The organism is Microbacterium sp. NPDC058345, from assembly GCF_042723855.1.
Classification (GTDB): Bacteria; Actinomycetota; Actinomycetes; order Actinomycetales; family Microbacteriaceae; genus Microbacterium.
In genome coordinates, this window is sequence record NZ_JBHXIG010000003.1 from 1 (window position 1) to 25,749 (window position 25,749).

The 25,749-nt window shown below is 71.1% G+C and carries 23 protein-coding genes; 17 read left to right on the top strand and 6 right to left on the bottom strand.

From position 1 onward, the window contains the following. Positions 1–138 precede the first annotated feature (138 nt). The 3 genes from ACFWH5_RS11690 to ACFWH5_RS11700 are packed head-to-tail and all read left to right on the top strand — an operon-like array spanning position 139 to position 3,844. Positions 139–1,059, top strand: a complete 921-nt coding sequence (locus ACFWH5_RS11690) for a carbohydrate ABC transporter permease (protein ID WP_378834831.1) — start codon at positions 139–141, stop codon at positions 1,057–1,059. 4 nt (positions 1,060–1,063) lie between these two features. Further along, a complete protein-coding gene (locus ACFWH5_RS11695) occupies positions 1,064–1,957 on the top strand; it encodes a carbohydrate ABC transporter permease (RefSeq protein ID WP_378834833.1) in 894 nt (297 codons plus the stop codon). Between the two features lie 3 nt (positions 1,958–1,960). Then, positions 1,961–3,844: a glycoside hydrolase family 127 protein gene (locus tag ACFWH5_RS11700; protein ID WP_378834835.1), complete on the top strand. Its 1,884-nt coding sequence runs from the start codon at positions 1,961–1,963 to the stop codon at positions 3,842–3,844. A gap of 98 nt (positions 3,845–3,942) precedes the next feature. On the opposite strand, the gene xylB is transcribed toward ACFWH5_RS11700, so the two are convergent. Both xylB and xylA read right to left on the bottom strand, forming a co-directional pair. Beyond that, positions 3,943–5,325: a xylulokinase gene (xylB, locus tag ACFWH5_RS11705; protein WP_378835760.1), complete on the bottom strand. Its 1,383-nt coding sequence runs from the start codon at positions 5,323–5,325 to the stop codon at positions 3,943–3,945. A 1-nt stretch (position 5,326) separates the two neighbouring features. Continuing rightward, positions 5,327–6,517 carry a xylose isomerase gene (xylA, locus tag ACFWH5_RS11710; protein ID WP_378834836.1) on the bottom strand — a complete coding sequence of 397 codons (1,191 nt, stop codon included), beginning with the start codon at positions 6,515–6,517 and terminating at the stop codon, positions 5,327–5,329. Positions 6,518–6,636: 119 nt separating this feature from the next. Between xylA and ACFWH5_RS11715 the strand changes: the two genes are divergently transcribed. The 9 genes from ACFWH5_RS11715 to ACFWH5_RS11755 all read left to right on the top strand — a co-directional run bounded on the left by ACFWH5_RS11715 (position 6,637) and on the right by ACFWH5_RS11755 (position 17,031). Further along, positions 6,637–7,794 carry an ROK family protein gene (locus ACFWH5_RS11715; protein WP_378834837.1) on the top strand — a complete coding sequence of 386 codons (1,158 nt, stop codon included), beginning with the start codon at positions 6,637–6,639 and terminating at the stop codon, positions 7,792–7,794. A 90-nt stretch (positions 7,795–7,884) separates the two neighbouring features. Then, complete coding sequence (locus tag ACFWH5_RS11720; RefSeq protein WP_378834838.1) at positions 7,885–9,150, top strand: FAD-binding protein; 1,266 nt, start codon at positions 7,885–7,887, stop codon at positions 9,148–9,150. 88 nt (positions 9,151–9,238) lie between these two features. Then, the gene (locus ACFWH5_RS11725) at positions 9,239–10,417 is read left to right on the top strand and encodes a thiolase family protein (protein ID WP_378834840.1); all 1,179 of its coding nucleotides are present in this window, start codon (positions 9,239–9,241) and stop codon (positions 10,415–10,417) included. Positions 10,418–10,608: 191 nt separating this feature from the next. Further along, a complete protein-coding gene (locus ACFWH5_RS11730) occupies positions 10,609–11,703 on the top strand; it encodes a ScyD/ScyE family protein (protein WP_378834841.1) in 1,095 nt (364 codons plus the stop codon). A 336-nt stretch (positions 11,704–12,039) separates the two neighbouring features. Then, the gene (locus ACFWH5_RS11735) at positions 12,040–13,542 is read left to right on the top strand and encodes a CoA-acylating methylmalonate-semialdehyde dehydrogenase (RefSeq protein ID WP_378834843.1); all 1,503 of its coding nucleotides are present in this window, start codon (positions 12,040–12,042) and stop codon (positions 13,540–13,542) included. A 30-nt stretch (positions 13,543–13,572) separates the two neighbouring features. Further along, a complete protein-coding gene (locus ACFWH5_RS11740) occupies positions 13,573–14,784 on the top strand; it encodes an acyl-CoA dehydrogenase family protein (protein WP_378834845.1) in 1,212 nt (403 codons plus the stop codon). After that, positions 14,781–15,665: a 3-hydroxyisobutyrate dehydrogenase gene (mmsB, locus tag ACFWH5_RS11745; protein WP_378834846.1), complete on the top strand. Its 885-nt coding sequence runs from the start codon at positions 14,781–14,783 to the stop codon at positions 15,663–15,665. Before ACFWH5_RS11740 ends, mmsB begins: the two co-directional genes overlap by 4 nt. 143 nt (positions 15,666–15,808) lie before the next feature. Next, on the top strand, positions 15,809–16,585 hold the full coding sequence (locus tag ACFWH5_RS11750; protein ID WP_378834847.1) for an enoyl-CoA hydratase-related protein: 777 nt from the start codon (positions 15,809–15,811) through the stop codon (positions 16,583–16,585). Continuing rightward, the gene (locus ACFWH5_RS11755; RefSeq protein WP_378834849.1) at positions 16,582–17,031 is read left to right on the top strand and encodes a putative immunity protein; all 450 of its coding nucleotides are present in this window, start codon (positions 16,582–16,584) and stop codon (positions 17,029–17,031) included. Before ACFWH5_RS11750 ends, ACFWH5_RS11755 begins: the two co-directional genes overlap by 4 nt. Positions 17,032–17,197: 166 nt before the next feature. On the opposite strand, the gene ACFWH5_RS11760 is transcribed toward ACFWH5_RS11755, so the two are convergent. Next, positions 17,198–17,641: a YdeI/OmpD-associated family protein gene (locus ACFWH5_RS11760; RefSeq protein WP_378834850.1), complete on the bottom strand. Its 444-nt coding sequence runs from the start codon at positions 17,639–17,641 to the stop codon at positions 17,198–17,200. Between the two features lie 98 nt (positions 17,642–17,739). On the opposite strand from ACFWH5_RS11760, the gene ACFWH5_RS11765 reads away from it, so the two are divergent. Beyond that, positions 17,740–18,729 carry a 1-phosphofructokinase family hexose kinase gene (locus ACFWH5_RS11765; RefSeq protein ID WP_378834851.1) on the top strand — a complete coding sequence of 330 codons (990 nt, stop codon included), beginning with the start codon at positions 17,740–17,742 and terminating at the stop codon, positions 18,727–18,729. After that, on the top strand, positions 18,726–19,466 hold the full coding sequence (surE, locus tag ACFWH5_RS11770; protein ID WP_378834853.1) for a 5'/3'-nucleotidase SurE: 741 nt from the start codon (positions 18,726–18,728) through the stop codon (positions 19,464–19,466). Before ACFWH5_RS11765 ends, surE begins: the two co-directional genes overlap by 4 nt. Before the next feature lie 29 nt (positions 19,467–19,495). Here surE and ACFWH5_RS11775 read toward each other — a convergent pair whose 3' ends face one another. Beyond that, positions 19,496–19,942 carry an SRPBCC family protein gene (locus ACFWH5_RS11775; RefSeq protein ID WP_378834854.1) on the bottom strand — a complete coding sequence of 149 codons (447 nt, stop codon included), beginning with the start codon at positions 19,940–19,942 and terminating at the stop codon, positions 19,496–19,498. Between the two features lie 16 nt (positions 19,943–19,958). Further along, the gene (locus tag ACFWH5_RS11780) at positions 19,959–20,495 is read right to left on the bottom strand and encodes a MarR family winged helix-turn-helix transcriptional regulator (protein ID WP_378834855.1); all 537 of its coding nucleotides are present in this window, start codon (positions 20,493–20,495) and stop codon (positions 19,959–19,961) included. A gap of 86 nt (positions 20,496–20,581) precedes the next feature. Here ACFWH5_RS11780 and ACFWH5_RS11785 point away from each other — a divergent pair, with 86 nt between their 5' ends. From ACFWH5_RS11785 to ACFWH5_RS11795, 3 genes are read left to right on the top strand one after another with little or no spacing between them, the layout of a single operon-like run. Then, positions 20,582–21,358: an electron transfer flavoprotein subunit beta/FixA family protein gene (locus ACFWH5_RS11785; RefSeq protein ID WP_378834857.1), complete on the top strand. Its 777-nt coding sequence runs from the start codon at positions 20,582–20,584 to the stop codon at positions 21,356–21,358. Position 21,359: 1 nt separating this feature from the next. Continuing rightward, positions 21,360–22,328 carry an electron transfer flavoprotein subunit alpha/FixB family protein gene (locus tag ACFWH5_RS11790; protein ID WP_378834858.1) on the top strand — a complete coding sequence of 323 codons (969 nt, stop codon included), beginning with the start codon at positions 21,360–21,362 and terminating at the stop codon, positions 22,326–22,328. Positions 22,329–22,330: 2 nt separating this feature from the next. Further along, complete coding sequence (locus ACFWH5_RS11795) at positions 22,331–24,535, top strand: cytochrome b/b6 domain-containing protein (RefSeq protein ID WP_378834859.1); 2,205 nt, start codon at positions 22,331–22,333, stop codon at positions 24,533–24,535. A gap of 39 nt (positions 24,536–24,574) precedes the next feature. On the opposite strand, the gene ACFWH5_RS11800 is transcribed toward ACFWH5_RS11795, so the two are convergent. Next, a complete protein-coding gene (locus ACFWH5_RS11800; RefSeq protein WP_378834861.1) occupies positions 24,575–25,741 on the bottom strand; it encodes an epoxide hydrolase family protein in 1,167 nt (388 codons plus the stop codon). Between the last annotated feature and the right edge of the window lie 8 nt (positions 25,742–25,749).

The following is a 25,749-nucleotide window of genomic DNA, read 5'->3' on the forward strand; positions in this document are numbered from 1 at the left end:
CAACCGGGTTCCACTGGGCGGCCGACCCCGCCGCGGCGTCAACCCCCGTCTCCCGGCCCGGCCCGGCCCTTTTTTGCGGGGGGGGGGGGGCCCCGCCCCCCCCCCCCCCCCGCCCCCGCTCTACCCGATTGGATCGAGATGACCCTCACCGCTTCCGCGCCGCAGAGCGCGACGGCGCGCGTCCGCCGGCGTCGCCGCGGCTACGGCGGACCCGTCCTTGGCTGGTTGTACGCCGCTCCCACGGCGGTCTTCGTCGCCTGTCTGTTCGTCATCCCGCTGCTGCTGGTGTTCCAGATGTCCGCGTCGGACTGGCCGCTGCTGGGAGGCAATCGCGGCATCAACTTCCCCGAGAATTACGTGGATGCCGTGGACCACCGGCTGTTCTGGGACTCGATCCGGTTCACGCTGCTCTACACCGTCATCACGACGGTCATCCTCATCGCACTCGGCCTCGGGCTCGCACTGCTGGTGCAGGAGTCCACCCGCTGGAAGGGCTTCCTGCGCACCGCCTTCCTGGTGCCGAGCGCCCTCGGGCTGGCATCCGCGTCCCTCCTCTTCTACGTGCTCTACTCGCCGATCGCCGGTCCGTTCGCCGATCTGATGGCCTCCTGGGGGATCACCTTCCTCGGCACGCCGGAAGGCGCCCTGTGGTCGACGATCTTCCTCATCGTCTGGCGCTACGCGGGTTTCTACATGCTGCTCATGCTCGTGGGCCTTCAGGGGATCCCCGATGACGTCTACGAGGCGGCGCGCATCGACGGCGCGAGTCGGTGGCAGACGTTCCGCGACATCACCGTGCCGCTGCTGCGGCCGACCTTCGCCCTGACCACCATCATGTGCGTGACGGGCTCGCTGCTCGCCTTCGAGCAGTTCTACATCCTCACCAAGGGCGGACCCGACAACTCGACGATGACCGTCGTGCAGCTCATCTACAACGTCGCCTTCCAGGGCCAGAACAGCCTCGGCATCGCCGGCGCCCTCTCGGTGATCGTGCTGCTCGCGCTGATCGTCATCAATGTCTTCCAGATGCGCGCCTTCGGACGCTCCGAGGAGAGCTGAGACCATGACCACGACCACCACCGCGCCCGTCACCACTCGCGCTGTCATCGCGCCCGGCGCGCCGCACGCGCCGGAGAAGCGGATGCCGCTCGCCTTCGGCATCCCGTACTGGGTCTTCACCGGCGCGCTCGCGCTCATCTTCCTGTACCCGCTGATCTGGACCGCCGTCTCGAGCGTGGGTCCGCGCGCGGGAACCAGCCAGACCGGCGGATGGGGCTTCGGCAACTACGCCGCGCTCACCGAGTACCAGGCCGGCATCTGGGTCTACCTGTGGAACTCCGCCGTCGTCTCCGTGCTCACCGTCGCCCTAACGCTGTTCATCTCGCTGCTCGGCGGCTACGCGTTCGCGCGCTTCCGCTTCCCGGGCAAGAACGCTCTGTTCCTGCTGACGCTGGCCATCCTGATGGTGCCGTACGCCACCCTCCTGATTCCGCTCTACGTGATCTTGAACGCGGTCGGACTGCAGAACTCCCTGGTCGGGGTGGCGCTGGTGATCACCATGTTCCAGCTGCCCTTCTCGATGTTCATGATGCGCATCTCGTTCGAGTCGATCCCGAAGGAGCTCGACGAGGCCGCCATGGTCGACGGCTGCTCCAGCTGGGGCGCGCTCTGGAGAGTGCTGCTGCCCGCGGTCAAGCCCGGATTGGTCACTGTGGGCCTGTTCGCCTTCCTCACCGCCTGGAACGACTTCATGGCGCCGCTGATCCTCATCAACGACAGCAACAGGATGACGCTGCCGCTCGCCGTCGCGAATCTGCGCGGCCAGGCGCAGGGCGTCGTCGACTACGGAGCCACGGAGGCCGGTGTGGTCGTGCTCGCACTGCCGTGCATCCTGCTGTTCCTGATCCTGCAAAGACACTACGTGCGCGGCTTCATGTCGGGTGCATTCAAGGGCTGAACCATGACCGACATCATCTGCACCCACCCCGTCCTCGCCACGGCGGCCAGCAGCGTCGTCGCACCGGTCGTCCCGGCCCGGGGGCGCCTGCGCCCGCTCGGTATCGACGAGGTGCGCATCGCGGACGGCTTCTGGGGCGACCGCCAGCGCGTCAACGGCGCGAACACGCTCGCGCACATCGAGTCCAAGCTCGAGTCCGAGGGGTGGCTGCGCAATTTCGACCTCGCAGCGGCGGACCGGCTCCCCGAGGGGCGTCGCGGCCGCGAGTTCTCGGACTCCGAGGTGTACAAATATCTCGAGGCGCTGGCCTGGGAGATCGGCCGCACGGACGACGCATCGCTCGAGGCCAGGTTCCGCGCGATCGTGGCGCGCGTCGCCGCGGCGCAGGAGGCCGACGGCTACCTGAACACGAGATTCGGTCGTCCGGGCCAGGCACCGCGCTGGTCCGACCTGGAGTGGGGTCACGAGCTGTACTGCCTCGGCCACCTCTTCCAGGCCGCTGTGGCGCGTGCGCGCACCCGTCCTGGTGCCGACGACGGTCTGCTCGAGCTCGCAATGCGCGCCGCCGATCTGGTGTGCCGGGAGTTCGGCACCGCCGGGCGCGACGCCATCTGCGGGCACGCGGAGGTGGAGGTGGGCCTGGCGGAGCTCGGCCGGCTGACGGGCGAGCAGCGCTTCGTCGACCAGGCCGGGCTCTTCGTCGAGCGTCACGGGCGCCACACGCTCGCCGACATCGAGTTCGGCCGGTCGTATTACCAGGATGACGTGCCGGTGCGCGACGCCGAGACCCTGCGCGGGCATGCCGTGCGAGCGAACTACCTCTCGTCCGCGGCGGTCGACGTCGCGGTGGAGAACGGCGACGACGCGCTGCTCGACGCGCTGCGCCGGCAGTGGCGGCGCACCGTGGAACGGCGCACCTACGTGACCGGAGGGCAGGGCTCGCATCACCAGGACGAGGCCTTCGGCGACGACTGGGAGCTGCCCTCCGATCGGGCCTACTCCGAGACCTGCGCGGGGATCGGCTCGATCATGTTCTCGTGGCGGCTGCTGCTCGCCGACGGCGACCCGCGGTACGCCGACCTGATCGAGCGCACTCTGTTCAATGTGGTGGCCACGTCGCCCGCACCCGACGGCAGGGCGTTCTACTATGCGAACACCCTGCACCAGCGGGTGCCGGCGCAGCCGGCCGACCCGGACGCCACCTCGCCGCGCGCGCACTCGTCGCTTCGGGCGCCGTGGTTCGACGTCTCGTGCTGTCCGCCGAACGTGGCACGCACCTTCGCGAGCCTCGCCGCCTACCTCGCCACCGCGGACGACGAGGGCGTGCAGGTGCACCAGTACGCCGCCGCATCCGTGCGGACGACGCTGCCCGATGGCACCGTCGCCGCGTTCGACGTCTCGACCGCCTACCCGGCCGAGGGACGCGTGCGGGTCACGATCCGCGAGGACGGCGAGTGGACGCTCGGTCTGCGCATCCCCGAATGGGCGGACGGGGCCACCGTGCGCTTCGGCGACGAGCAGGCCGCGGAAGCCATACCAGGCACGGTCTCGCTGCACCGCGCCTTCCAGGCAGGCGACGTCATCGAGCTGGACCTGCCGCTCGCGCCTCGCGTGATCGCACCGGACCCCCGGATCGACGCCGTGCGCGGGTGTCTGGTCGTCGAACGCGGGCCCGAGGTGCTGGCGCTGGAGTCGGTCGATTTCGGCGCGGACGTCGCCGAAGCGGTGATCGACTCCGCCCCCGAGCCGACCGAGACCGACGGGCAGGTGCGCGTGCGCATCGCGAACCGCGAGACCGGCGTGGCATCCGATGTCGTGCTGATCCCGTACCACGAGTGGGCGCAGCGCGGCCCCTCGACCATGCGAGTCTGGATACCCACGAGTTGACCCGCCGCGTGTGGTGCCCATCCCGAGGGCGCCTCACGCACCGCACGCCGCGCGACCCTGACACCAGGAGCGGGGCTCGACGAGAACAGGGAGTGCGGCTAGGGAAGACGGGCGGCGTACTGCGACCGGATGCCGGGAACGTGGCCGCCCGCCGCGGCATCCGTCTCTCCGACGCTCCAATCCGGACGTGAGCCGAGGAGAGTCCAGGCGGCCTGGGTGGCGGCGCCGAACGCCACGTACTCCTGCGGCTCGGGAACGACGACGGGAAGGTCGAACACCTGCGCTGCGATCGTCTGCACCGCCCGGCTCTGTGCCGCGCCGCCGATGAGCAGGATGCGGGTCGGCGCGACGCCGTGGGCTCGGATCGCGTCGAGCCCGTCGGCCAGTCCGCACAGCACGCCCTCGATCGCGGCGCGCGCGAGGTTCTCGCGCGTGGCGTTCGTCAGCGTCATGCCGAACAGCGTCGCGGTGGCATCGGGGCGATTCGGGGTGCGCTCGCCCTCGAACCACGGCTGCAGCACCAGCCCGCCGGCGCCGGGCTCCGCCGCCAGCGCGAGCGCGGCCAGCCCGTCGTGATCCACTCCGAGCAGCGCGGCCGTCGCGTCCAGCACGCGCGCCGCGTTGAGCGTGGCGATGAGCGGAAGCCATCCTCCGGCGGCATCCGCGAAGCCGGCCACGGTGCCCGTCGCGTCGCGCACCGGCGCATCCGTCACCGCGAACACCGTGCCGCTCGTGCCGATCGACACCACGGCGTCGCCGCCGCGCGCGCCGAGTCCCAGGGCGGCACCGGCGTTGTCACCCGCGCCCGGCGCCACGCGTCGGCCGTCGGCGTCCGTCACCTTCTCGTCCGGCCGCAGCACTCGAGGCAGCACGACGGATGCCGAATCGCGGCGCAGCGCGAGCGAGAGGATCTCGCGGTCGTAGCCGTCGGCGCCCCAGTAGGCGGTGCCGCTGGCATCCGACCGGTCGGTGATGAGCTCATCGAGCACCGGGTTCTCGGGGCCGAAGCCGCGCAGCCGCCAGGTGAGCCAGTCGTGCGGCAGGGTGATCGCGGCCACCCGTGCGGCATTCGACGGCTCATCGTCGGCGAGCCAGCGCAGCTTCGTCGCGGTGAACGACGCGACCGGCACGACGCCGGTGCGCGCGCTGAACGCCCCGGCACCGACCTCCTCGACGAGGGCGGCCGCGGCAGCGGCCGAACGTGTGTCGTTCCACAGCAGGGCCGGCCGGATCACCCGGCCCTCGGCGTCGAGCACGACCATCCCGTGCTGCTGTCCGGCGATCGACCACGCCTCGACGTCGGCCATGCCGCCGGCATCCGAGATCGCCGCCCGCAGCGCCTCCCACCACGCCTGCGGGCCGACCTCGGTGCCATCCGGGTGGGCGGCCCGTCCGGAGCGCACCACGTCACCCGTCGCGGCGTCCGCGATGACCACCTTGCACGACTGCGTCGAGGAGTCGACGCCCATCACGAGCGTCACGTCAGCGTGCACCCATCAGGTGCTCGGTCGCCAGCTGCTGCAGCCGCACGAATCCGAAGCCGTGCCCGCCCAGGTAGGCAGAGGCGTCGAAGTCCTCGAAGGCACCACGGTCGGCGATCAGATCGTCGTAGCTCTCGCCCTCGCCGAGCGTCGGCTGCGACAGCTCGGCGACCTTCGCGGCGGCCAGCGCCTCCTGCACCTCAGGGTCGGCGCGGAAACCGGCGGCGCGCTCCTTCAGCAGCAGGTACATGCGCATGTTGGCCGCGGCCGACTCCCACACGCCCTTCTCGTCCTCGGTGCGGCTGGGCTTGTAGTCGAAGTGCCGCGGGCCGTCGTAGGCCGGCGTGCCGCCGGGGCCGCCGTTCTCGAGCAGGTCGACCAGCGAGAACGCGTTGTTCAGGTCGCCGTGACCGAAGACGAGGTCCTGGTCGTACTTGATGCCGCGCTGACCGTTGAGATCGATGTGGAAGAGCTTGCCGTGGTACAGCGCCTGCGCGATGCCGGCGGTGAAGTTCAGGCCCGCCATCTGCTCGTGACCCACCTCGGGGTTCAGGCCGACCAGTTCGGGACGCTCCAGCGAGTCGATGAACGCGATCGCGTGCCCGAGGGTCGGCAGCAGGATGTCGCCGCGGGGTTCGTTCGGCTTCGGCTCGATGGCGAAGCGGATGTCGTAGCCCTTGTCGGTGACGTAATCGCCCAGCAGGTTCACCGCCTCGCGGTAACGCTCGAGAGCCGCGCGGATGTCTTTGGCGGAGTCGTACTCGGCGCCTTCCCGGCCACCCCACATCACGAACGTCTTCGCGCCCAGCTCGGCGGCGAGGTCGATGTTACGCAGCACCTTGCGCAAGGCGAAGCGGCGCACCTGCCGGTCGTTCGACGTGAATCCGCCGTCTTTGAAGACCGGGGCGCTGAACAGGTTCGTGGTGACCATCGGCACGACGATGCCGGTGTCGGACATGGCCTGCTTCAGCCGGTCGACCTGGGTCTGCCGCTCGGCATCCGTCGATCCGAAGGCGAACAGGTCGTCGTCGTGGAAGGTGAGGCCGTACGCGCCCAGCTCGGCGAGCTTCTCGACCGCGTGCACCACGTCGAGCGCAGGACGGGTCGGGCCGCCGAACGGGTCGGTGCCGTTGTAGCCGATGGTCCAGAGGCCGAACGAGAACCGGTCGGCCTTCGTGGGGATGAGAGACATGGGAGCCGCCTTCAGCGTCATCGATGAAATGTTGTAGAGTCGAACATATCACGGGGGTCGGCGAGCCGCGATCGCGTCAAAAACCGACACCCCGAGGGCTCAGAGCGGCAGGAGGCGGGATGAGCGAGCGCGCCACGACCGCCGAAGGCGTGCGACGGACCAATCTCGGTGAAGTGCTGCGACTCGTGCACCAGGTCGGTCCGCGTTCGCGCGCCGTCATCACCACCGAGACGGGGCTCAATCGCTCGACGGTGTCCGACCTCGTCCTCCGGCTGGTGACGGCGGGACTCGTCGAGGAGCGCGAACCCGATCCCACCCGCCGCGTCGGCCGTCCGTCGCCCGTCGTGGTGCCGAGTGAGAACATCGTCGCCATCGGCGTCAACCCCGAGATCGACGCGATCGAGATCGGCGCGGTCGCGCTGGGCGGCCGGGTGCGCGAACGCGTGCGCGTCGACGCGGCCGAGCCCGGCATCGGCGAGGTCGTGGCCGTGGTCGCCGACGTGGTCGCCCGGTGGCGTGCGGAGGCGCTCGCCGGATGCCGCATCGTCGGCGCCGGCGTGGCCGTTCCCGGACTGGTGCGCATGGCAGACGGGCTCGTGCGCCTTGCGCCGCACCTCGGATGGCAAGATGCCGATATCGCCGCGCCGCTGACGGAGGCGAGCGGGCTGCCGGTCACGGTGGGAAACGACGCCTCACTGGGGGCGCGTGCCGAGCGACTGTTCGGCGCGGCACGCGAGCACGAGGACGTCGTCTATCTGAACGGCGGCGCCAGCGGCATCGGCGGCGGGCTCATCCTGCACGGCCGGCTCATCGGCGGTGTCGGGGGATATGCCGGCGAGTGGGGGCAGACGGCCGCGAGCATCACGGATGCGCGGGATCGGCGCGTCGAGGGCGGCGTGCTCGAGGACGAGGTGAACCGGGCGCGCCTGCTGGCGTCCGCCGGGCTGGGCAGTGCGGACGACGCCCGCCTCGCGCAGGCGCTCGGGGCGCCGGACGTTCAGGTCGGGGCGGAGGCCGCGCGGCAGCGCCGCATCCTTGCCGCGACGCTCGGCAACGCCGTGAACGTGCTGAATCCTTCGATGATCGTGCTGGGCGGATTCCTCGGCGTGCTCCGCCAGACCGACGCGCAGGGATTCGACGACGAGGTCCGCCGTCGCGCCCTGGCCGCGTCGGCCGAAGGTCTGGTGCTGTCGTCTGCGGCTCTCGGGGCCGACCGGCTCCTCATCGGCGCCGCGGACGCGGCCTTCGAGCGGCTGCTCGCCGATCCGCTCCGCTGAGATCGGGGCGGCCTGAAGACCCTTCCGCGGTGCGCGGTCGCCCGGTCTCGTGTGCCGTGGCGACGGCGCGAACCGCCGTACCATGCCGTCATGGGCACGCAGACCAACTGGGCAGGGAACATCCGCTACGCCGCCGAGCGCGTCGAGCGTCCCCGCGACCTCGAGGCGCTGCGCCGTCTGCTGGCCGACGCCCGCGCCACCGGCCGGACGGTGCGGGCGCTGGGATCGCGGCACAGTTTCAACGACATCGCCGACACCGACGGGGTGCTCGTCGAGCTCTCGGCGCTCACCGGTGAGGTCGTGATCACCGGCGATGGCCGTGCGGTGCGGGTGCCGGCCGGCATCCGCTACGGCGAACTCGCACCGCTGCTGCACGAGCGGGGGCATGCGCTGGGCAACCTCGCCTCGCTGCCGCACATCTCCGTCGGCGGCGCCGTCGCCACCGGCACGCACGGCTCCGGCGACCGCAGCGGCTCTCTCGCGGCCGCGGTGCGCGCCGTGACGATCCTGGATGCCGACGGCGAACTGCGGATGCTGCGCCGAGGCGATCCCGATTTCGCCGGATCCGTCGTCGCCCTCGGCGCACTCGGCATCGTGACCGAACTCGAGCTCGACATCGAGCCGGCGTACGAGGTCGCGCAGACCGTGCACGAGTCGCCGTCGTGGGATGCGCTGCTCGCGGAGTTCGACCGGGTCACCGCCCTCGGCACCAGCGTCAGCATCTTCTCGCGCTGGACGGATGCCGACGCGGCCGACCAGCTCTGGGTGAAGAATCGCACGGATGCCGTCGCGCCCGACGCGCAGCTGCTGCAGAGCCTGGGTGTCACGTCCGCCGTCGTCGAGCGGCATCCCCTCCTCGGCGCACCGGCCGGGGCCGCCACCCCGCAGCTCGGCGCGGCCGGTCCCTGGCACGAACGCCTGCCGCATTTCCGGCTGGAGTTCACGCCGTCCGCCGGTGAGGAGCTGCAGAGCGAGTACCTGCTGCAGCGTTCCGACGCGGTCGCGGCGATCGAGGCGATCCGCCGACTGGCCGATCGGATCGCACCGGTGCTGCTGGTGAGCGAGATCCGGACGATCGCGGCGGATGATCTCTGGCTGAGCCCGTCGTACGGGACGGATGCCGTCGGCATCCATTTCACCTGGCGTCGCGACGAAGCGGCCGTGCGTGCGCTTCTGCCGGCGATCGAGTCGGCGCTGCCGGCCACAGCCCGCCCGCACTGGGGCAAGGTTTTCACGCTGGATGCCGCCGAGGTGCGCCATCGCCACCCGCGCTGGGACGACTTCGCGGCGCTGCGCGCGAGGATGGATCCCGAGGGTCGCTTCCGCAATGGGTTCCTGGAGCGGCTCGGGCTCTGAGCCGCAGGCGCTGACCGCATCGGCCGGGCAGCGCGCTGCGGCCGTCGCGACCGGCCCCTTTCCGTTCATGACGGGGCAGGATGGAGGCATGAGCAGCGAAGCCGTGATCGTCGACGTCGTCCGCACCCCGGTGGGGCGGGGCAAGCCCGGCGGAGCGCTGTCCGCAGTGCATCCCGTGGACCTCGCCGCGGGCGTGCTGCAGAGCATCCTGGGCCGCAACGGACTGGAATCCGAGCAGATCGACGACGTGCTGCTCGGCTGCGTCAGCCAGGTGGGCGACCAGGCCATGAACATCGCGCGGCAGGCCGTACTCGCCGCGGGCATGGACGTGACCGTGCCGGCGACGACGATCGACCGGCAGTGCGGTTCGAGCCAGCAGGCGGTGCACTTCGCCGCGCAGGGGATCGCCGCCGGTGCCTACGACATCGTCATCGTCGGCGGAGTCGAATCGATGAGCCGCGTACCGCTCGGGTCATCCACGGCCGGCGGCTCGCCGATGTCGCCCCGGCTGCGTTCGCGCTACCCCGACGGACTGGTGAATCAGGGTGTCAGCGCCGAGCTGATCGCGCAGCGCTGGGCTCTCGACCGCGACCGCCTCGACGCGTACGCGGCCGAGTCGCACGCGCGCGCCGCGCAGGCATGGCGCGACGGATTCTTCGACGCCACGGTCGTTCCGGTTCCCGAGGCGCCGGATACTGTCGCCGATGAGACGATCCGCGAGGGCACCACCGCCGAGAAGCTCGCCGGCCTGCCGGCATCCTTCCGCACGGACGCCCTGGCGGAGCGCTTCCCCGAACTCGACTGGCGCATCACCGCGGGCAACTCCTCGCCACTGACCGACGGCGCCTCGGCCGCCCTGATGATGAGTTCGGAGCGGGCGTCTCAGCTCGGGCTCACGCCGCGGGCGCGGTTCCGCGCCTTCGACGTGATCGGCGACGACCCGATGTTCATGCTCACCGGTCCCATCCCGGCCAGCCGGCGTGTGCTCGATCGCGCCGGGCTGACCATCGACGATGTGGACGCCTACGAGGTCAATGAGGCGTTCGCGTCGGTGCCGCTGGCCTGGGCCGCCGAGCTCGGCGCCGACCCGTCGAGGCTCAATCCGCGTGGCGGTGCGATCGCGCTGGGGCACGCCCTCGGTTCTTCTGGCACCCGGCTGCTCGGCACGCTGCTCGGGCACCTCGAGGCGACCGGCGGCCGGTTCGGCCTGCAGACGATGTGCGAGGGCGGCGGCATGGCGAACGCCCTGATCCTCGAGCGGCTCTGAGGAGCGGACGCGCGCGTCGCCTCGGCCACGAGGGGCGCTTCGGACGCCAGGGCCGCCTCGGGAGGAGGTGCGTCCTACGGGGGTGGATGCGCGAAAGACGGGGCGGAACCCCGATGGCGTCCGTCCGGCTCGGGAGGAGAATCCAGGCGGGTCGTCATCGAGGACGACCCGTACCGAGATCGGAGACAGGAATGCGCAGCACCAGAACCATCATCGCGGCGGCGGCTGCCGCGGCGTTGGCACTCTCACTCCCGACGGCCGCGTCGGCCGACTCCCCACCACCGCCCCCGCAGGAATGGTCCTCGCAGCTCGGCGCGCCCTTCAGCATCGCTCTCGACGGCTCGCGGGTCTACGTCGCCGACGGCGCGACAGGCACGATCGGCCAGCTCCAGCCCGACGGGGGGATCGCCCCCGTCGTCGAGGGCATCCCCGGGCTGACCGGCCTGGCGATCCGCGGAGCCACGATGGCCTGGGGCTCTTCCGTCGAGGACGGCTCCACCGAGCCTCCCGTGATCCTGGAGAGCGGACTGAACATCCGGGGGCCGAAGGGCGCCGTCGTGTACGCCGATCTGCATGCCTACGAGTTCGCGAACAACCCCGACGCCGGCAACGTCTACGGCATCACCGACCCGAACCCGTGCGTCGTCGAAGCCAGCGGTGGCGCTCCGCTCAGCTACACCGGCCTCAAGGACGCGCACGCATACAACGTCGCCTCCTGGAAGGGCGAGTGGCTGGTCGCCGACGCGGCGGCCAACGCCGTGTTGCGGGTGACCGACTCGGGGCAGATCAGCACGCTGGCCGTGCTGCCGCCGGTGCCGGTGACGCTCACCGCGGAGACCGCCGGGATGCTGGGGCTGCCCGCGTGCGCGGCGGGGGAGACGTACTACGTCGAACCGGTGCCCACCGGTGTCGCCGTCGGCAGCGGCGGGAAAGTCTACGTGACGACGCTGCCTGGTTTCCCCGGCGAGAGTGCTTCGCAGGGAGCGCTGTGGCAGATCGACCCGAGAAGCGGCTCGGTGACGCAGCTCGCGTCCGGGCTGTCCGGACCGACCAGCGCTGCAGTGAAGGGTGGCGACGTGTATGTCGCCGAGCTGTTCGGCGCCGGCGTGACGAAGATCAACGGAGGCGTCTCCTCGCTCTATGCCCCGCTCAGCGGAGCGCTGTCGGTGGCGGTCGCCGCGAACGGAACGGTATGGGCGGCCACGATGGATCTGGCCGGAGGCCCGGGGAAGATCGTCAGCATCGCCGACGGCAAGGTGCGCGTGAACGGCAACCTGGTGCGCTGAGTCGGCGCGATCGAACGGAAGAGACCCCCGCCGACCCGATTCGGCGGGGGTCTCGCGGTCTGTGACCGCTGCGGGAGCAGTGCTCACCGCGGCGCGGCGGTCATCGGCACCCGATCCGGTCTCAGCCTCGCCCGCGCAGGAACAGTTGTACCCGCGCAAGGTGACGGGGTGGTGAACGCCGGGGAACATCTCGAAGGTGAGCGCCGGCGCGCTTCCCCATGCCGCGCTCGGCTCCGAGCCCCGACATCGGCAGATGCTTGGTGTCCCTAGTATTTCGTCTGCCCGCCGACTATCCTCATCACTGTGCCAAAGAAGGCACGGAGGAGCGTCAGCACAATGACTCGTTTGATCCCACATTTCGTAGGCGGAAGGCACGTCGAGACCGCGGGCGGCCGCGTCGCGGACGTCTTCGACCCCAGCACGGGGGCGGTGCAGGCGCGCGTGCCGCTCGCCACCGCCGACGAGGTGCGCACCGTGATCGAGAACGCCGAGGCGGCCCAGCCGGAATGGGCGGCGACGAACCCGCAGAAGCGCGCCCGCGTGATGATGCGCTTCGTCGAGCTCGTGCACCGCGACATGGACGAGCTCGCCCGGCTGCTGTCGAGTGAGCACGGCAAGACCGTCGACGACGCCAAGGGTGACATCCAGCGCGGCATCGAGGTGATCGAGTTCTGCATCGGAGCCCCGCATCTTCTCAAGGGCGAGTACGCCACGGGGGCGGGTGCCGGCATCGATGTCTATTCGCTGCGCCAGCCGCTCGGCGTCGTCGCCGGGATCACCCCGTTCAATTTCCCGGCGATGATCCCGCTGTGGAAGGCGGGCCCCGCACTCGCATCCGGCAACGCCTTCGTGCTCAAGCCGAGTGAACGCGACCCCTCGGTGCCGGTGCGCCTCGCCGAACTCTTCCTCGAGGCGGGTCTGCCCGCCGGCGTCTTCAACGTCGTGCACGGTGACAAGGAGGCGGTCGACACCCTCATCACCGATCCGCGCGTGCGGGCGGTCGGCTTCGTCGGCTCGACGGCCATCGCCGAGTACATCTACACCACCGCGACCGCACACGGAAAGCGCGCACAGTGCTTCGGCGGTGCGAAGAACCACATGATCGTCATGCCCGACGCCGACCTCGACCAGGTCGCGGATGCGCTGATCGGCTCGGGCTACGGGTCGGCCGGTGAACGCTGCATGGCGATCTCGGTCGCGGTGCCCGTCGGCGAGCAGACCGCCGAGGCGCTCGCCGCCAAGCTGACCGAGCGGGTGGCCGAGCTGAAGGTCGGCCCCTCGCTGGACGAAGGCATGGACTACGGCCCGCTCGTCACGCGCGCCGCGGTCGAGAGGGTCACCGCGTACATCCAGCAGGGCGTCGACGAGGGAGCAACCCTGCTCGCCGACGGTCGCGGCTTCAGCGTCGAGGGGCACGAGGAGGGCTTCTACCTCGGGCCCACCCTGTTCGACCACGTCACGACCGACATGGCGATCTATCGCGAGGAGATCTTCGGGCCGGTGCTGGTCATCGCCAGGGCATCCGACTACGAAGAGGCGCTCGCGATGGCATCCGACCACGAGTACGGCAACGGCGTCGCGATCTTCACGCGCGACGGCGACGCCGCCCGCGACTTCGTCGCCAGGGTGAACGTCGGCATGGTCGGCGTGAACGTGCCGATCCCCGTGCCGATCGCCTACTTCACCTTCGGCGGGTGGAAGCGCAGCGGGTTCGGCGACCTCAACCAGCACGGCGCCGACGCGTTCCGGTTCTACACCAAGACCAAGACGGTCACCAGCCGGTGGCCCGCCCACGGCATCCGCGAGGGGGCCAGCTTCGTGATCCCCACCCTGCACTGATCGCCACGCCCACTCCACCCAAGGAATGTCATGAGCATCACCACCGTCACCACCACCGCCGAGGAGCGCGAGGCGATTCTCGGCGCCGTACGCGAGTTCGCCGAAGCCGAGCTCACGCCGTTCGCCGCCGAGCGCGACGAGAAGCACATCTTCCCCCGTGAGAGCCTGCACCGCGCGGGCGAACTGGGGCTGGGCGGCATCTACGTACGCGAGGAGTTCGGCGGCACCGGGCTCGGCCGTGTCGACACGGTCGCGATCTTCGAGGAGCTCGCCAAGGGCGACACCGCGGTCGCCGCGTACATCTCGATCCACAACATGGTCGCCTGGATGATCGACACGTACGGCACCGAGGAGCAGCGCGCGCAATGGGTGCCGCCGCTGACCGCGATGGAGGCCTTCGGCGGGTACTGCCTCACCGAGCCGGGCGCGGGATCGGATGCGGCGAACATCGCCACCAGTGCCGCGCGCGACGGCGACGACTACCTGCTGACCGGCGTCAAGCAGTTCATCTCCGGCGCGGGCGAGGCGGGCGTGTACGTCGTCATGGCCCGCACCGGCTCCGCATCGTCCGGCGCCAAGGGCATCTCGGCGTTCCTCGTGCCCGGCGACGCCGAGGGGCTGAGCTTCGGCGCTCCGGAGAAGAAGATGGGCTGGCACGCGCAGCCGACCCGGCAGGTCATCTTCGACGGGGTGCGCGTTCCCGCTTCCGCGAGGCTGGGTGGCGAGGGCGAGGGATTCGCCATCGCGATGTCGGCGCTCAACGGCGGACGCCTGAACATCGCGGCCTGCTCGATCGGCGGCGCGCAGTGGGCGCTCGACCGCGCGGTGCAGTACGTGCACGAGCGGGTCGCCTTCGGTGAGCCGCTCGCCGAGAAGCAGTCGATCCTGTTCACCATCGCCGACATGCGCACCGATCTGCAGGCGGCGCGGCTGATGATGCGCGACGGCGCGCAGGCGGTGGACGACAAGGCGCCGGATGCCACGATGCGGTGCGCGATGGCCAAGCGGTTCGCCACCGATGCCGCGTTCGACGTCGCCAACCGGGCGCTTCAGCTGCACGGCGGCTACGGGTACCTGCAGGACTACGGAATCGAGAGGGTCGTGCGCGACCTGCGCGTGCACCAGATCCTGGAAGGGACGAACGAGATCATGCGACTCATCGTCGGACGCGAGATCCTGCGACCCGCAGGCTCCGCGTCCCTCCAGCGCAGCGGCGAGAACCCGATGCGGAGCGCATCATGACCCGCATCGCGTTCCTGGGCCTCGGGCACATGGGGCTGCCGATGGCTAAGAACCTCGTCGCCGCGGGGCACGAGGTTCACGGCTACGACGTCGTTCCCGCCGCGGATGAGGCAGCCAGGGCGGCCGGCATTCCGATCGCCGAGAGCGGCGCGGCCGCCGTCTCCGACGCCGACGTGGTCATCACGATGTTCCCCGCGGGCAAGCACGTCATCGCCGCGTATCAGGAGGAGCTGCTGGCCGCGGCGAAGCCGGGCACGCTGTTCATCGAGTCGTCCACGATCGCGGTGGATGAGGCGCGCACAGCGCATGGGCTCGCCGTCTCCGCCGGACACCGCAACATCGACGCGCCGGTGTCGGGCGGCGTGGTCGGCGCCGAGAACGGCACGCTCGCGTTCATGGTCGGCGGCTCCGACGACGACTTCGCCGAGGCGCTGCCGCTGCTCGAGGCGATGGGCAAGCGCATCGTGCACTGCGGCGGGCCCGGTCTGGGCCAGGCGGCGAAGGTGTGCAACAACATGATCCTCGGCATCTCGCAGATCGCCGTGGCCGAAGCGTTCGTGCTGGGGGAACGGCTCGGCCTCGAGCATCAGGCGCTCTATGACGTCGTCTCGCAGGCGTCCGGTCAGTGCTGGGCGCTGACCACGAATTGCCCCGTGCCCGGTCCGGTGCTCACCAGCCCGGCGAACCGCGACTATCAGCCCGGCTTCGCAGGAGCGCTGATGGCCAAGGATCTCGGGCTCGCGCTGCAGGCGATCGAGGGCACCGGCACGGAGGCCAGGATGGGGCGCCTCGCCGAGCAGATCTACGCGACGTTCGCCGACGGCGACGGCGCCGGGCGCGACTTCTCCGGCATCATCACGGACATCCGCGACGCCGGCTGAACCGCGCGTCGGCGCGGAACGCCGACCGAGGGCCGGCATCCGAGGACAGACGGTGACGTGCGCCGGCGCGGGTGCCGCGGCGCCCTGCCGGCGCGCGCCTGGAATACTGGAGGGGCCGCAACGTCGCGGCGGAGGGAGTGAACATGGCCGAGTACGAGACGATCCTCGTCGAACAGCGAGGACGGGTGGGCTGGATCACCCTCAACAGACCTGAGGCCCTCAACGCCCTCAACGGCCGGGTTTCCGAAGAGGTCGCCGCGGCGGCATCCTCCTTCGACGCCGACGACGGTATCGGCGCGATCGTCGTCACCGGGTCCGAGAAGGCCTTCGCCGCCGGTGCCGACATCAAGGAGATGGAGTCGAAGACCGGTGCCGAGATGATCGCCACCGATCACTTCGGCGCCTGGAACACTTTCGCCGCCGTGCGCACGCCCGTCATCGCCGCCGTCTCCGGCTACGCCCTGGGCGGTGGATGCGAACTGGCCATGATGTGCGACATCATCCTCGCCGCCGACACGGCGACGTTCGGGCAGCCCGAGATCAACCTCGGCGTCATCCCCGGTATGGGCGGCACGCAGCGCCTGATCCGGGCGGTCGGCTACTACAAGGCCGCCGAGCTGATCCTCTCCGGTCGGCTGATCAAGGCCGACGAGGCCGAGCGCATCGGGCTGGTCTCGCGCATGGTGCCCGCATCCGATCTGCTCGACGAGACGACGAAGCTCGCCGAGACCATCGCCTCCAAGTCGCTGCCGTCGCTCTACGCGGCGAAGGCGACGCTGGATGCCGCCATGGAGACCTCGCTCGCCGACGGTCTCGCGCAGGAGAAGCAGGCGTTCGCCGTGCTGTTCGACACCGCCGACCAGAAGGAGGGGATGGCCGCGTTCCGAGAGAAGCGCCCCCCTCACTTCCAGCACCGATGAGCGGCGCGATCGACGTGCTTCCCGACGACGCAGATCTGACGCTTCCCGAGAGGGACCGTCGCGAGCTCGTCGAATGGACGGTGGCGTGTGCCGAGCGGATGCTGCCGCTGTTCGTCGCGGAGCGGCCGGATGACATCAGGCCGCGCGAGGCGCTCGACGCCGCGCAGGCGTTCCTGCGCGGCGAGCTGGGGATCGGCGAGGTGCGCGAGCGCGCCTTCGCCTGTCACGCCGCCGCACGCGAGGCGAGCGACCCGTCGGCGATCGCCGCCGCGCGCGTCTGCGGCCAGGCGGCCGCCGTGGCGCACATGGCCGGCCACGCCCGCCAGGTGCCCCGGTACACGGCCAAGGCGTTCCCCGGCAACCGGTCGCGGCGCGACGAGGAGCTCGCCTGGCAGCGCATGCAGGTGCCAGAGCGCTTCGACCACTACGTGTATCACGGCGACTAGCGTCGCCGCGCTGCCCGACGCGAGCGGTCCCGCAGGCGAGAACCGCCTCGTGCGCGAGAAACCACTTCTGGCACGAGACACCCGTGCGCACGTGGTTTCTCATGCCGAACGTGGTTTCTCGCGAACGCGCGGCACGCAAGGCGCGCCGACACGAGGGGCGCGCGCGTCAGCCCCGCAGCTCCTCCAGTGCCTTCGCGAGGCGTCGCTCGCGGGTGGCATCCTGCTTGGCTTCGGCGATCGTGCGGGCGATCTCCTTCCGACGGGAGTACGACAGCGCGCCGAAGGCGGACTTCGCCGCAGCATCCGATTCCAGCGCCGCGGCCAGCGCATCCGGGATATCGATCGTCCGCGCGGCGGTGTCGGCCGTGATCACGGCGTCGAACTCATCGCCCAGCTCCACGCCCATCTCGGCGCGCACCGCCTTGCTGAAGCCGATCAGGTTCTGCCCGCCCATCCGCGCCAGGCGCAGTCGGGCGATGCGGTCGCCGATCGCCACGACGACGGGGAACGTCTTCGCCGTGCTCAGCACCGCGACCTGCTCGTCATCGAGCACGATCGCGCCGGCGGGGCCCATCGGCTGAAGCACAGTGTGCAGACGGAGTTCGCTCATGGCGGTCATCTTACGACGGCTCGCATCCGGCCTAACCGGGCACCCGTTTCGTCGCAAGGGGGTGCCGAAGGCGTGACGCGCGTGGCTATCGTCGCCGCATGAGCGACGTGACGATCTTCGCCCCCTCGCCGACACTCACCGTGACCGTCGAGAACGCGGGCGACGCGGATGAGATCCACATCCACGCCGGCGGGCAGGGGGTGTGGCAGGCGCGGATGCTGCGCCGACTCGGCATCTCGGTGACGATGTGCTGCTCGCTCGCCGGCGAAGCGGGAGCAGTCATCCGGCACCTGCTCGAAGACGACGGGGTCGACGTGGTCGGCGTCGAACGCGCCGGCCGGGCGTCCGCTTACGTCCAGGATCGCCGGGAGGGCGAACGCCGGGAGGTCGGCCGCGAGACCGGAGACCCCGTCGCGCGCCATGACCTCGACGAGCTCTACGGGGCGGTCATCCGCGAGGGCATGCGCACCGGCATCGTGATCCTCAGCGGCCCGGACGGCGACGACGTGCTGCCCGCCGACACGTACCGCCGGCTGGCGACCGATCTGCGTGAGGCGGGGTGCACGGTCGTGGTGGACCTCTCCGGCGAGCGCCTGGATGCCGCACTGGAGGGTGGCGTCGATCTGCTGAAGGTCAGCGATGAGGAGCTGCACGCCCACGGTCTCGCGACTGATTCCGTGCCGGCGACCGCAGACGCCATGCGCGCCCTGCGATCGCGCGGTGCGGCGACCGTCATCGTCACCCGCGCTGCGGAGCCGCTGCTCCTGCTCGACGGCGAGGGGATGCTGGAGATCACGCCGCCGAGGGTCGAGGTCGCCGACAGCCGGGGAGCGGGGGATTCGCTCATCGCCGGCGTCGTCGCCGGACTCGTCCGCGGGGACCCGGTCCGCACCGCGATCACTCTCGGTGCCGCCGCGGGGGCGATGAACGTGACGCGGCACGGGCTGGGCACCGGTGACGCCGACACGATCGCCGAACTGCGACAGCGCGTGCGCACCCGGACGCCGGAGGGCGGAGAGGACGACGAAAGCGGGGGCGTGAGCCCTGACGGCCTGGCCTCGATGATCGACACGGAGGAGGAAGGATGACCCGCGTTCTGGTCACCAACGACGACGGGATCACCTCACCGGGCCTGCATGCCCTGGCACGAGCGCTTCTCGCCGCGGAGATGGACGTGGTCATCGCCGCGCCGGTGTCGCAGTCCAGCGGTTCGAGCGCGTCGATCATGGCGGAGGACGCTCACGGAAGCATCCGCGTCGAGCGGCGCACCCTGGAGGGACTGGAGGATGTCCCCGCGTTCGCGGTGCACGGCGGGCCCGGCCTGATCGCGCTCATCGCCGCACGCGGCGCCTTCGGCGATCCGACCGACGTCGTGGCATCCGGCGTGAACCACGGCGCCAACGTCGGGCGGGCGATCCTGCATTCCGGCACGGTGGGTGCCGCGCTCACCGGAGGGCTCAACGGCGCATGGGGCGTCGCGGTGTCGCTCGATGTCGGCATGGCGCCGAAGGAGTTCCAGTGGGATGCGGCGGCGCAGGCGGCGGCCGAGCTGGTGCCGGCACTGCTGCGGCATCCGCGCGGCACCGTCATCAATGTGAATGTGCCGAACACACGCGAGCAGCGCGGCGTCATCGAATCCGAGCTCGCCCCGTTCGGTATCGTGCAGACCACCCTCACCCAGCAGGACGAGCACAATGTGCGCCTGGCGGTGGAGGATCTGCCCCGCGACCCCGTGCCGGGCAGTGATGCCGCCCACCTCGCCGACGGCTGGATCACCGTGACCGGGCTGGATCCCGTGTCGCACGTGCCGCTCGGCATCGTCTGACCGGGTCGGACGCCCGGCGCGACGCGCACTCAGGCGAAGTGCGCGCTGATCGCGTCGTTGCGCTCCGAGATGACGCCGATGAGATGCCGTCTCATCACCGCAGCGTCCACGATGCGGCCCAGGGGGCCGAACGGCGAGCGGAACTCGATCGTGTCGCGCATGCGGGTGCCTTCCGCGTCGGAGAGGAACTCGTGGGTGTGCACGAAGGACGAGAACGGGCCGCGGGTCTGCCGGTCGCGGAACCGGCGCGGGCGGTCCACGTCGTACACGACGGATGCCAGCCGGAACCGGATGCCGAAATGCCGGGCGCTCCACGTGATGCCGTCGCCGTCGCGGAGCATCCCGGACGTCGGGCCGGCGACCACCCGTTCGCGGCGGGATCCCTGCGATCGCACGTGCAGCTCGACATCGAGAGACGCGTCGAACACCTCGCCCGGGCTCGCGGGGATCAGGCGTTCCAGCACGAAGGACGACATCGGTGAAGTTACCGGATCAGAGCGGATCGGGCAGCGGACGGGGATCGGTGAAGTCGCCGGCGTTGCGGCGCAGCCGCGCCACGATCCCGACCAGGGCGCCGGCGTCGTCGGCATCCACCCCCGGATTCGTGAACACCTCGGTGTTGAGTGCGAGCGTCGCACGTTCGACCAGCTCACGCCCGGCGTCGGTGAGGGTGAGCATCGCCGCGCGGCCGTCGTGCGGATGCGGCTCGCGATTCACCAGCCCGTCGCGCACCAGCCGCTCCGCCGTGCTGGTGAGGCTGGTGGCGTGCACCTGCAGGCGGGCGACCACGCTCGACAGGGGCAGACTGCCGTTGCGGCTGAAGGCGAGCAGGCGCAGCACCTCGTAGCGGGCGAAGCTCAGGCGGAAGGGCTTGAGTGCGGCATCCACCCGCGCCAGCAGCAGCTGTTGCGCGCGCATCACCGATATCACCACGGCCATGCCGTCGGCCGATTCCGTCCACCCGTGCGCGAGCCATTGCCGCTTCGCCTCGGCGAGCGGGTCGATGGGGAGGGGGCGAGGACGGGGCACGGTCACAGCGTATCGCTGTCGCGGGGCCTGCTCGGGGTGCGACGATTCCGAGCGGATAGACTCGGATGCGGCGTGAGGAGATGTCGATGAAGATCTACGTCCTGGTGAAGGAAGTGCCCGACACCTACGGTGACCGCAAGCTCGATCTCGAGACCGGACTGGCCGATCGCGGCGCCGGTGATGTCGTGCTCGACGAGATCACCGAGCGTGCACTCGAGGTGGCGCTGTCGTACGCCGATAAGAACGCGGGCACCGAGGTCGTCGCGCTGTCGATGGCGCCCGAGACGTCGACGGCATCCGTCCGCCGGGCGCTGGCGATCGGCGCCGCATCCGCCGTGCACATCGTCGACGACGAGCTGCGCGGCGCCGACATGGGGCTCACCGCCGAGGTGCTCGCCGCCGCCATCCGCCGTGGCGAGCCCGACCTCGTCATCACCGGGAACCTCTCCACCGACGGGTCCGGCGGAATGATCCCCGCCATGCTCGCCGAGCACCTCGGGTTCGCTCAGGCAACGGCGCTGAGCGCGGTCGAGATCGGCGAGGGCCGGCTGACCGGCACCCGTGCGGCCGATGCCGGTTCGCAGCCGGTGACCGTTCCGCTGCCGGCGGTCATCTCCATCACCGAGGCTCTGCCCGATGCGCGATTCCCCAACTTCAAGGGCATCATGGCCGCGAAGAAAAAGCCCCTCGAGGTGCTCTCGCTCGCCGATCTCGGGGTGTCGGCCGACCCCGCGGTGGCCCCGCGCACCATCATGACCGCGGTGGCCGAGAAGCCGCCTCGCGCCGCGGGCGTCAAGATCACGGACGAGGGCGACGCCGCCGCGCAGCTCGTCGAGTTCCTCGTGCAGAACAGGCTGGTGTGAGATGGCATACCCCGAGAACCCGATCCTCGTCCTCGTCGACGTCGACCCGTCCGGCGCCGCGGCCAGCAGCACAGCCGCGCTGATCGGCGCGGCCTCGACGATCGGCGCGCCGGTGGCGCTCATCGTGGGCGGTAGCCAGGCGGCGACGGATGCCGCGGCCGCGGCCGGCGCGCAGGTCGTGCTGACCGCCCCCGACGATGCCACCGCGCTGACTGTGCCGATCGTCGACGCGCTGCAGGCCGCGTACCGCCAGGTGCGCCCGGACGCCGTGCTCGTCTCGAACTCCCTCACCGGCCGCGACGTCGCCGGCCGTTTCGCCGTGCGCGAGAAGCTCGCCGTCTCCGTCGATGCGATCAGCGTCTCTCGTGACGACGAGGGGATCGTGGCCCATCACTCGGTGTACGGCGGCTCCTACCTCACCGACTCGGTGCCCACCTTCGGCGCCCCGGTCATCACCGTGCGCCAGGGCGCCGTCGACACGCGTGCCGAGGCGGCGACAGCCGTCGTCGAGGAGCTCACGGTGACCGCATCCGGCGCCGTGGCGGCCACGGCCGGCGAGATCGCCGCCGTCGAGCAGACCTCCTCGCGACCCGAGCTGCGCGGTGCGACGAGAGTCGTGTCGGGCGGGCGCGGCCTCGGCTCCAAGGAGCAGTTCGCGCTCGTCGAGCAGCTCGCCGATGCGCTGGGCGCCGCGATCGGCGCCTCGCGCGCCGCGGTCGACGCCGGGTACATCCCGTACGCCCACCAGGTCGGGCAGACCGGCGTCTCGGTGTCACCGCAGCTGTACGTCGCCCTCGGCATCTCGGGCGCGATCCAGCACCGCGCCGGCATGCAGACCGCGAAGACCATCGTCGCCATCAACAAGGACGGCGATGCCCCGATCTTCGACGTCGCCGACTTCGGCATCGTCGGCGATCTGTTCACGGTCGTGCCGCAGGTGATCGAGGCGCTCGAGGCGCGGAAGAAGTAGTCATGGCAGAGCGGATGCTGCGCCGCGGCCTCCCGCGGGTGAAGGGCGGGGAACCGTGGCCTCCCGGCGGCGCCGTCGACGTGGCGGATGCGCCGGTCGAGGGGGGCGCACCTCCGGTGGCGGAGGCGCCGAGTGCACCGGTTGCCGCCGAGAGCACCGCTTCGCCGCGCCCGCAGGTGGTGTCGTCGACGGCAAGTGGTGCAGTCGCGGAGCATCCGGATGCCGCCGCAGCCGCCGCTGCCCCTGCCGCCGCTTCGGCATCCGGGGTCGCGCTGCGGCGCGGCCTGCCACGCGTCCCAGGCGGGGAGCCGTGGCCTCCCGCCGTCGCGGCGGCCGCCGCGCCGCCGAGTGCACCGGTTGCCGCCGAGAGCACCACTTCGCCGCGCCCGCAGGTGGTGCCGTCGACGGCAGGTGGTGCAGTCGCGGAGCATCCGGATGCCGCCGCAACCCCCGCATCCGCTGCCGCCGCTTCGGCATCCGGGGTCGCGCTGCGGCGCGGCCTGCCGCGCGTCCCCGGCGGGGAGCCGTGGCCTCCGGCCGCAGCGGCGGCCGCCGCGGCGCCGAGTGCACCGATTGTCGCCGAGAGCACCGCTTCGCCGCGCCCGCAGGTGGTGTCGTCGACGGCAAGTGGTGCGGTCGCGGAGCATCCGGATGCTGCAGCGGCGCCCGCTGCCACTGCCGCCGCTTCGGCGTCCGGGGTCGCGCTGCGGCGCGGCCTGCCACGCGTCCCAGGCGGGGAGCCGTGGCCTCCCGCCGCAGCGGCGGCCGCCGCGCCGCCGAGTGCACCGGTTGCCGTCGAGAGCACCACTTCGCCGCGCCCGCAGGTGGTGTCGTCGACGGCAAGTGGTGCGGTCGCGGAGCATCCGGATGCCGCGGCAGCCGCCGCTGCCCCTGCCGCCGCGACCGCTGCAGCGAACGCTGAGGGCGCTGCGCTGCGTCGCGGGCTGCCGCGCGTGAAGGGCGGAGAGCCGTGGCCCCCGGCCGGCACTGCGCCGATCCTCGCGGCCGTCCCGTCGGCCCCCGCAGCGGATGCTCCCGCGACCGACGCTCCCGCGACTGACGCTCCCGCGACCGGCGCTCCCGCGACGGCCCCTGCGACATCAGCTCCCGCCGCGGCCCCCGCGGCCACAGCTCCCGCCGCGGCACCCGCGGCCACAGCTCCGGCAGCGGCTGCAGCGACCCCCGCGACCGCCGCTTCCGCAGCAGCCGTCGTGCCTGCGGGCCGGGACGTCTCGTCGCCGCTGCCGTTCACGCGCACGGTGTGGCACGGTACGGCGCCCCGGCACGGGGCGGCGGAACCGGCGGCATCCCGCTTCCGGCCGACATGGCCGCAGGCCATCTCGGGACTGCTCGGCGCCGCGGCGCTCGGCATCCTGGGCCTCGCCGCGATCGCCCTGGTGCGAGCCTTCCTCAGCCTGCCGTTCATGCAGGACTTCCTCGCCGCCTTCCCCGGCGAGTACGAACCCGCCGTGCACGTGGAACCCGGGTTCGCCCCCTGGGTCGGCTGGCAGCACTTCTTCAACATGTTCCTGATGGTGCTGATCATCCGCTCCGGCCTGCGCGTGCGCTCCGAGAAGCGCCCGACCGTGTTCTGGACCCCGCGCGGCAACAGCAAGGGCAAGATCAGCCTCACCCTGTGGTTCCATCAGGCGCTCGACCTGCTCTGGCTGATCAACGGCGTGACCTTCGTGATCCTGCTCTTCGCGACCGGGCACTGGGTGCGGATCGTGCCCACCAGCTGGGAGGTCGTCCCCAACGCGGTCTCGGCGGGGCTGCAGTACGTGTCGTTCGACTGGCCGGCCGAGAACGGCTGGAACAACTACAACAGCCTGCAGCAACTCGCCTACTTCGTCACGGTGTTCATCGCCGCCCCGCTGGCCACCGTCACCGGATTCCGCATGTCGGGCCTGTGGCCGAAGAGGGCAGAGAGGCTGTCGAAGGCGTACCCGGTCGAATGGGCGCGGGCGCTGCACTTCCCGATCATGCTGTACTTCGTGGCGTTCATCATCGCGCACGTCGCCCTGGTGTTCCTCACCGGCATGCTCGGCAACCTGAACCACATGTTCGCCTCTCAGCAGTCCGACAGCTGGCTCGGCTTCTGGGTGTTCGTCGCCGCGATGGCGGTGATCGCGGGCGGCTGGTTCGCCGCCCGCCCGCTCGTGCTGGCGCCGATCGCGAAGCTGTTCGGCCAGGTTTCGGGGCGCTGAGCCGGGCCACGCGGCATCGACCGCGCGGCCCGGAGCACGTCAGCGCAGCGTCCGGAAGAACTCCCGCACGTCGGCGAGCAGCAGTTCGGGCTCCTCGAGTGCGGCGAAGTGACCCCCGCGGTCCTCGACATCGGTCCAGCGCACGATGTTGTTCGCCTTCTCCTCGGCGAAGCGCAGGCCGACGTCGTGGGCGAAGACGATGACCGCCGTCGGCACGCCTGAGCTGGTGGGCTGAGCGCCCCAGGCGGCATCCTGTGCGTAGCCGACGTACGCCGAGGTGCCGCCCGAGGCGGTGAGCCAGTACAGGCCGGCGTTCTCGAAGACGAAGCGCTCGCCGAGGATGTCGATCGCCGACCGTTCGGCCGGATGCGTCCAGGCCTGCAGCTTGTCGAGGATCCAGGCGAACTGAGCCACGGGGCTGTCGGCGAGCATCTGTCCGACGAGGGCCGGCCGGGTCGACTGGATGGCGATGTACCCGAACTCGCGCTGCATGAACTCCCCGACGCGACGCAGCCGGTCGCGCTCGAGCGGAGTGAGCGACGCCGCGGTCTCGTCGTCGACCTGGCCGACGAAGGAGCCGAGCGAGCCGTTCACATGCACGCCGAGCACCCGGTCGGGAGCGAGCCGGCCGATCTCGGGGGCGACACCGGCGCCGACATCGCCGCCCTGCACGGCGAAGCGACGGTAGCCGAGGCGGGTCATCAGCTCGAGCATGACTCGGGCGATGTCGCCGCGCGACCAGTCCGCGCCCACGAGCGGCATCGAGAACCCGAAGCCGGGGTGTGAGGGGATCACGACGTCGAACGCGTCGGAGGCTTCACCGCCATGGGCGACCGGGTCGGTCAGCGGACCGATCAGCGACTCGAACTCGAGGAAGGAGCCGGGCCATCCGTGCATCAGCAGCAACGGCGTCGCATCGGGGTGCGGGGAGCGCACGTGCACAGCGTGGATGTTCTGCCCGTCGATGTCGGTGATGATCTGCGGGAGAGCATTCAGGCGCTCCGCCGTGCGCTGCCAGTCATGGTCGGCGTATCGGGCGATGAGCTCGCGCAGCTGCGCAGAGGGGATGCCGGTGCGCCAGTCGTCGCCGGGCAGCGCCTGCGGGAACCGGGCATTCTGCAGACGTGCGCGCAGATCGGCGATGGCGGTGTCTGCGATCTCGATGCGGAAGGGGTGGATGCGGGTGTCGAGCTGCGTCGTGTTCATGACCCCAC

Excerpts from the sequence above, each read along its gene's own strand:
- ACFWH5_RS11690 (WP_378834831.1), top strand. The coding sequence starts at position 139 with ATGACCCTCACCGCTTCCGCGCCGCAGAGCGCGACGGCGCGCGTCCGC.
- ACFWH5_RS11695 (WP_378834833.1), top strand. The coding sequence starts at position 1,064 with ATGACCACGACCACCACCGCGCCCGTCACCACTCGCGCTGTCATCGCG.
- ACFWH5_RS11700 (WP_378834835.1), top strand. The coding sequence starts at position 1,961 with ATGACCGACATCATCTGCACCCACCCCGTCCTCGCCACGGCGGCCAGC.
- xylA (WP_378834836.1), bottom strand. The coding sequence starts at position 6,517 with ATGTCTCTCATCCCCACGAAGGCCGACCGGTTCTCGTTCGGCCTCTGG.
- ACFWH5_RS11715 (WP_378834837.1), top strand. The coding sequence starts at position 6,637 with ATGAGCGAGCGCGCCACGACCGCCGAAGGCGTGCGACGGACCAATCTC.
- ACFWH5_RS11720 (WP_378834838.1), top strand. The coding sequence starts at position 7,885 with ATGGGCACGCAGACCAACTGGGCAGGGAACATCCGCTACGCCGCCGAG.
- ACFWH5_RS11725 (WP_378834840.1), top strand. The coding sequence starts at position 9,239 with ATGAGCAGCGAAGCCGTGATCGTCGACGTCGTCCGCACCCCGGTGGGG.
- ACFWH5_RS11730 (WP_378834841.1), top strand. The coding sequence starts at position 10,609 with ATGCGCAGCACCAGAACCATCATCGCGGCGGCGGCTGCCGCGGCGTTG.
- ACFWH5_RS11735 (WP_378834843.1), top strand. The coding sequence starts at position 12,040 with ATGACTCGTTTGATCCCACATTTCGTAGGCGGAAGGCACGTCGAGACC.
- ACFWH5_RS11740 (WP_378834845.1), top strand. The coding sequence starts at position 13,573 with ATGAGCATCACCACCGTCACCACCACCGCCGAGGAGCGCGAGGCGATT.
- mmsB (WP_378834846.1), top strand. The coding sequence starts at position 14,781 with ATGACCCGCATCGCGTTCCTGGGCCTCGGGCACATGGGGCTGCCGATG.
- ACFWH5_RS11750 (WP_378834847.1), top strand. The coding sequence starts at position 15,809 with ATGGCCGAGTACGAGACGATCCTCGTCGAACAGCGAGGACGGGTGGGC.
- ACFWH5_RS11755 (WP_378834849.1), top strand. The coding sequence starts at position 16,582 with ATGAGCGGCGCGATCGACGTGCTTCCCGACGACGCAGATCTGACGCTT.
- ACFWH5_RS11760 (WP_378834850.1), bottom strand. The coding sequence starts at position 17,641 with ATGAGCGAACTCCGTCTGCACACTGTGCTTCAGCCGATGGGCCCCGCC.
- ACFWH5_RS11765 (WP_378834851.1), top strand. The coding sequence starts at position 17,740 with ATGAGCGACGTGACGATCTTCGCCCCCTCGCCGACACTCACCGTGACC.
- surE (WP_378834853.1), top strand. The coding sequence starts at position 18,726 with ATGACCCGCGTTCTGGTCACCAACGACGACGGGATCACCTCACCGGGC.
- ACFWH5_RS11775 (WP_378834854.1), bottom strand. The coding sequence starts at position 19,942 with ATGTCGTCCTTCGTGCTGGAACGCCTGATCCCCGCGAGCCCGGGCGAG.
- ACFWH5_RS11785 (WP_378834857.1), top strand. The coding sequence starts at position 20,582 with ATGAAGATCTACGTCCTGGTGAAGGAAGTGCCCGACACCTACGGTGAC.
- ACFWH5_RS11790 (WP_378834858.1), top strand. The coding sequence starts at position 21,360 with ATGGCATACCCCGAGAACCCGATCCTCGTCCTCGTCGACGTCGACCCG.
- ACFWH5_RS11795 (WP_378834859.1), top strand. The coding sequence starts at position 22,331 with ATGGCAGAGCGGATGCTGCGCCGCGGCCTCCCGCGGGTGAAGGGCGGG.
- ACFWH5_RS11800 (WP_378834861.1), bottom strand. The coding sequence starts at position 25,741 with ATGAACACGACGCAGCTCGACACCCGCATCCACCCCTTCCGCATCGAG.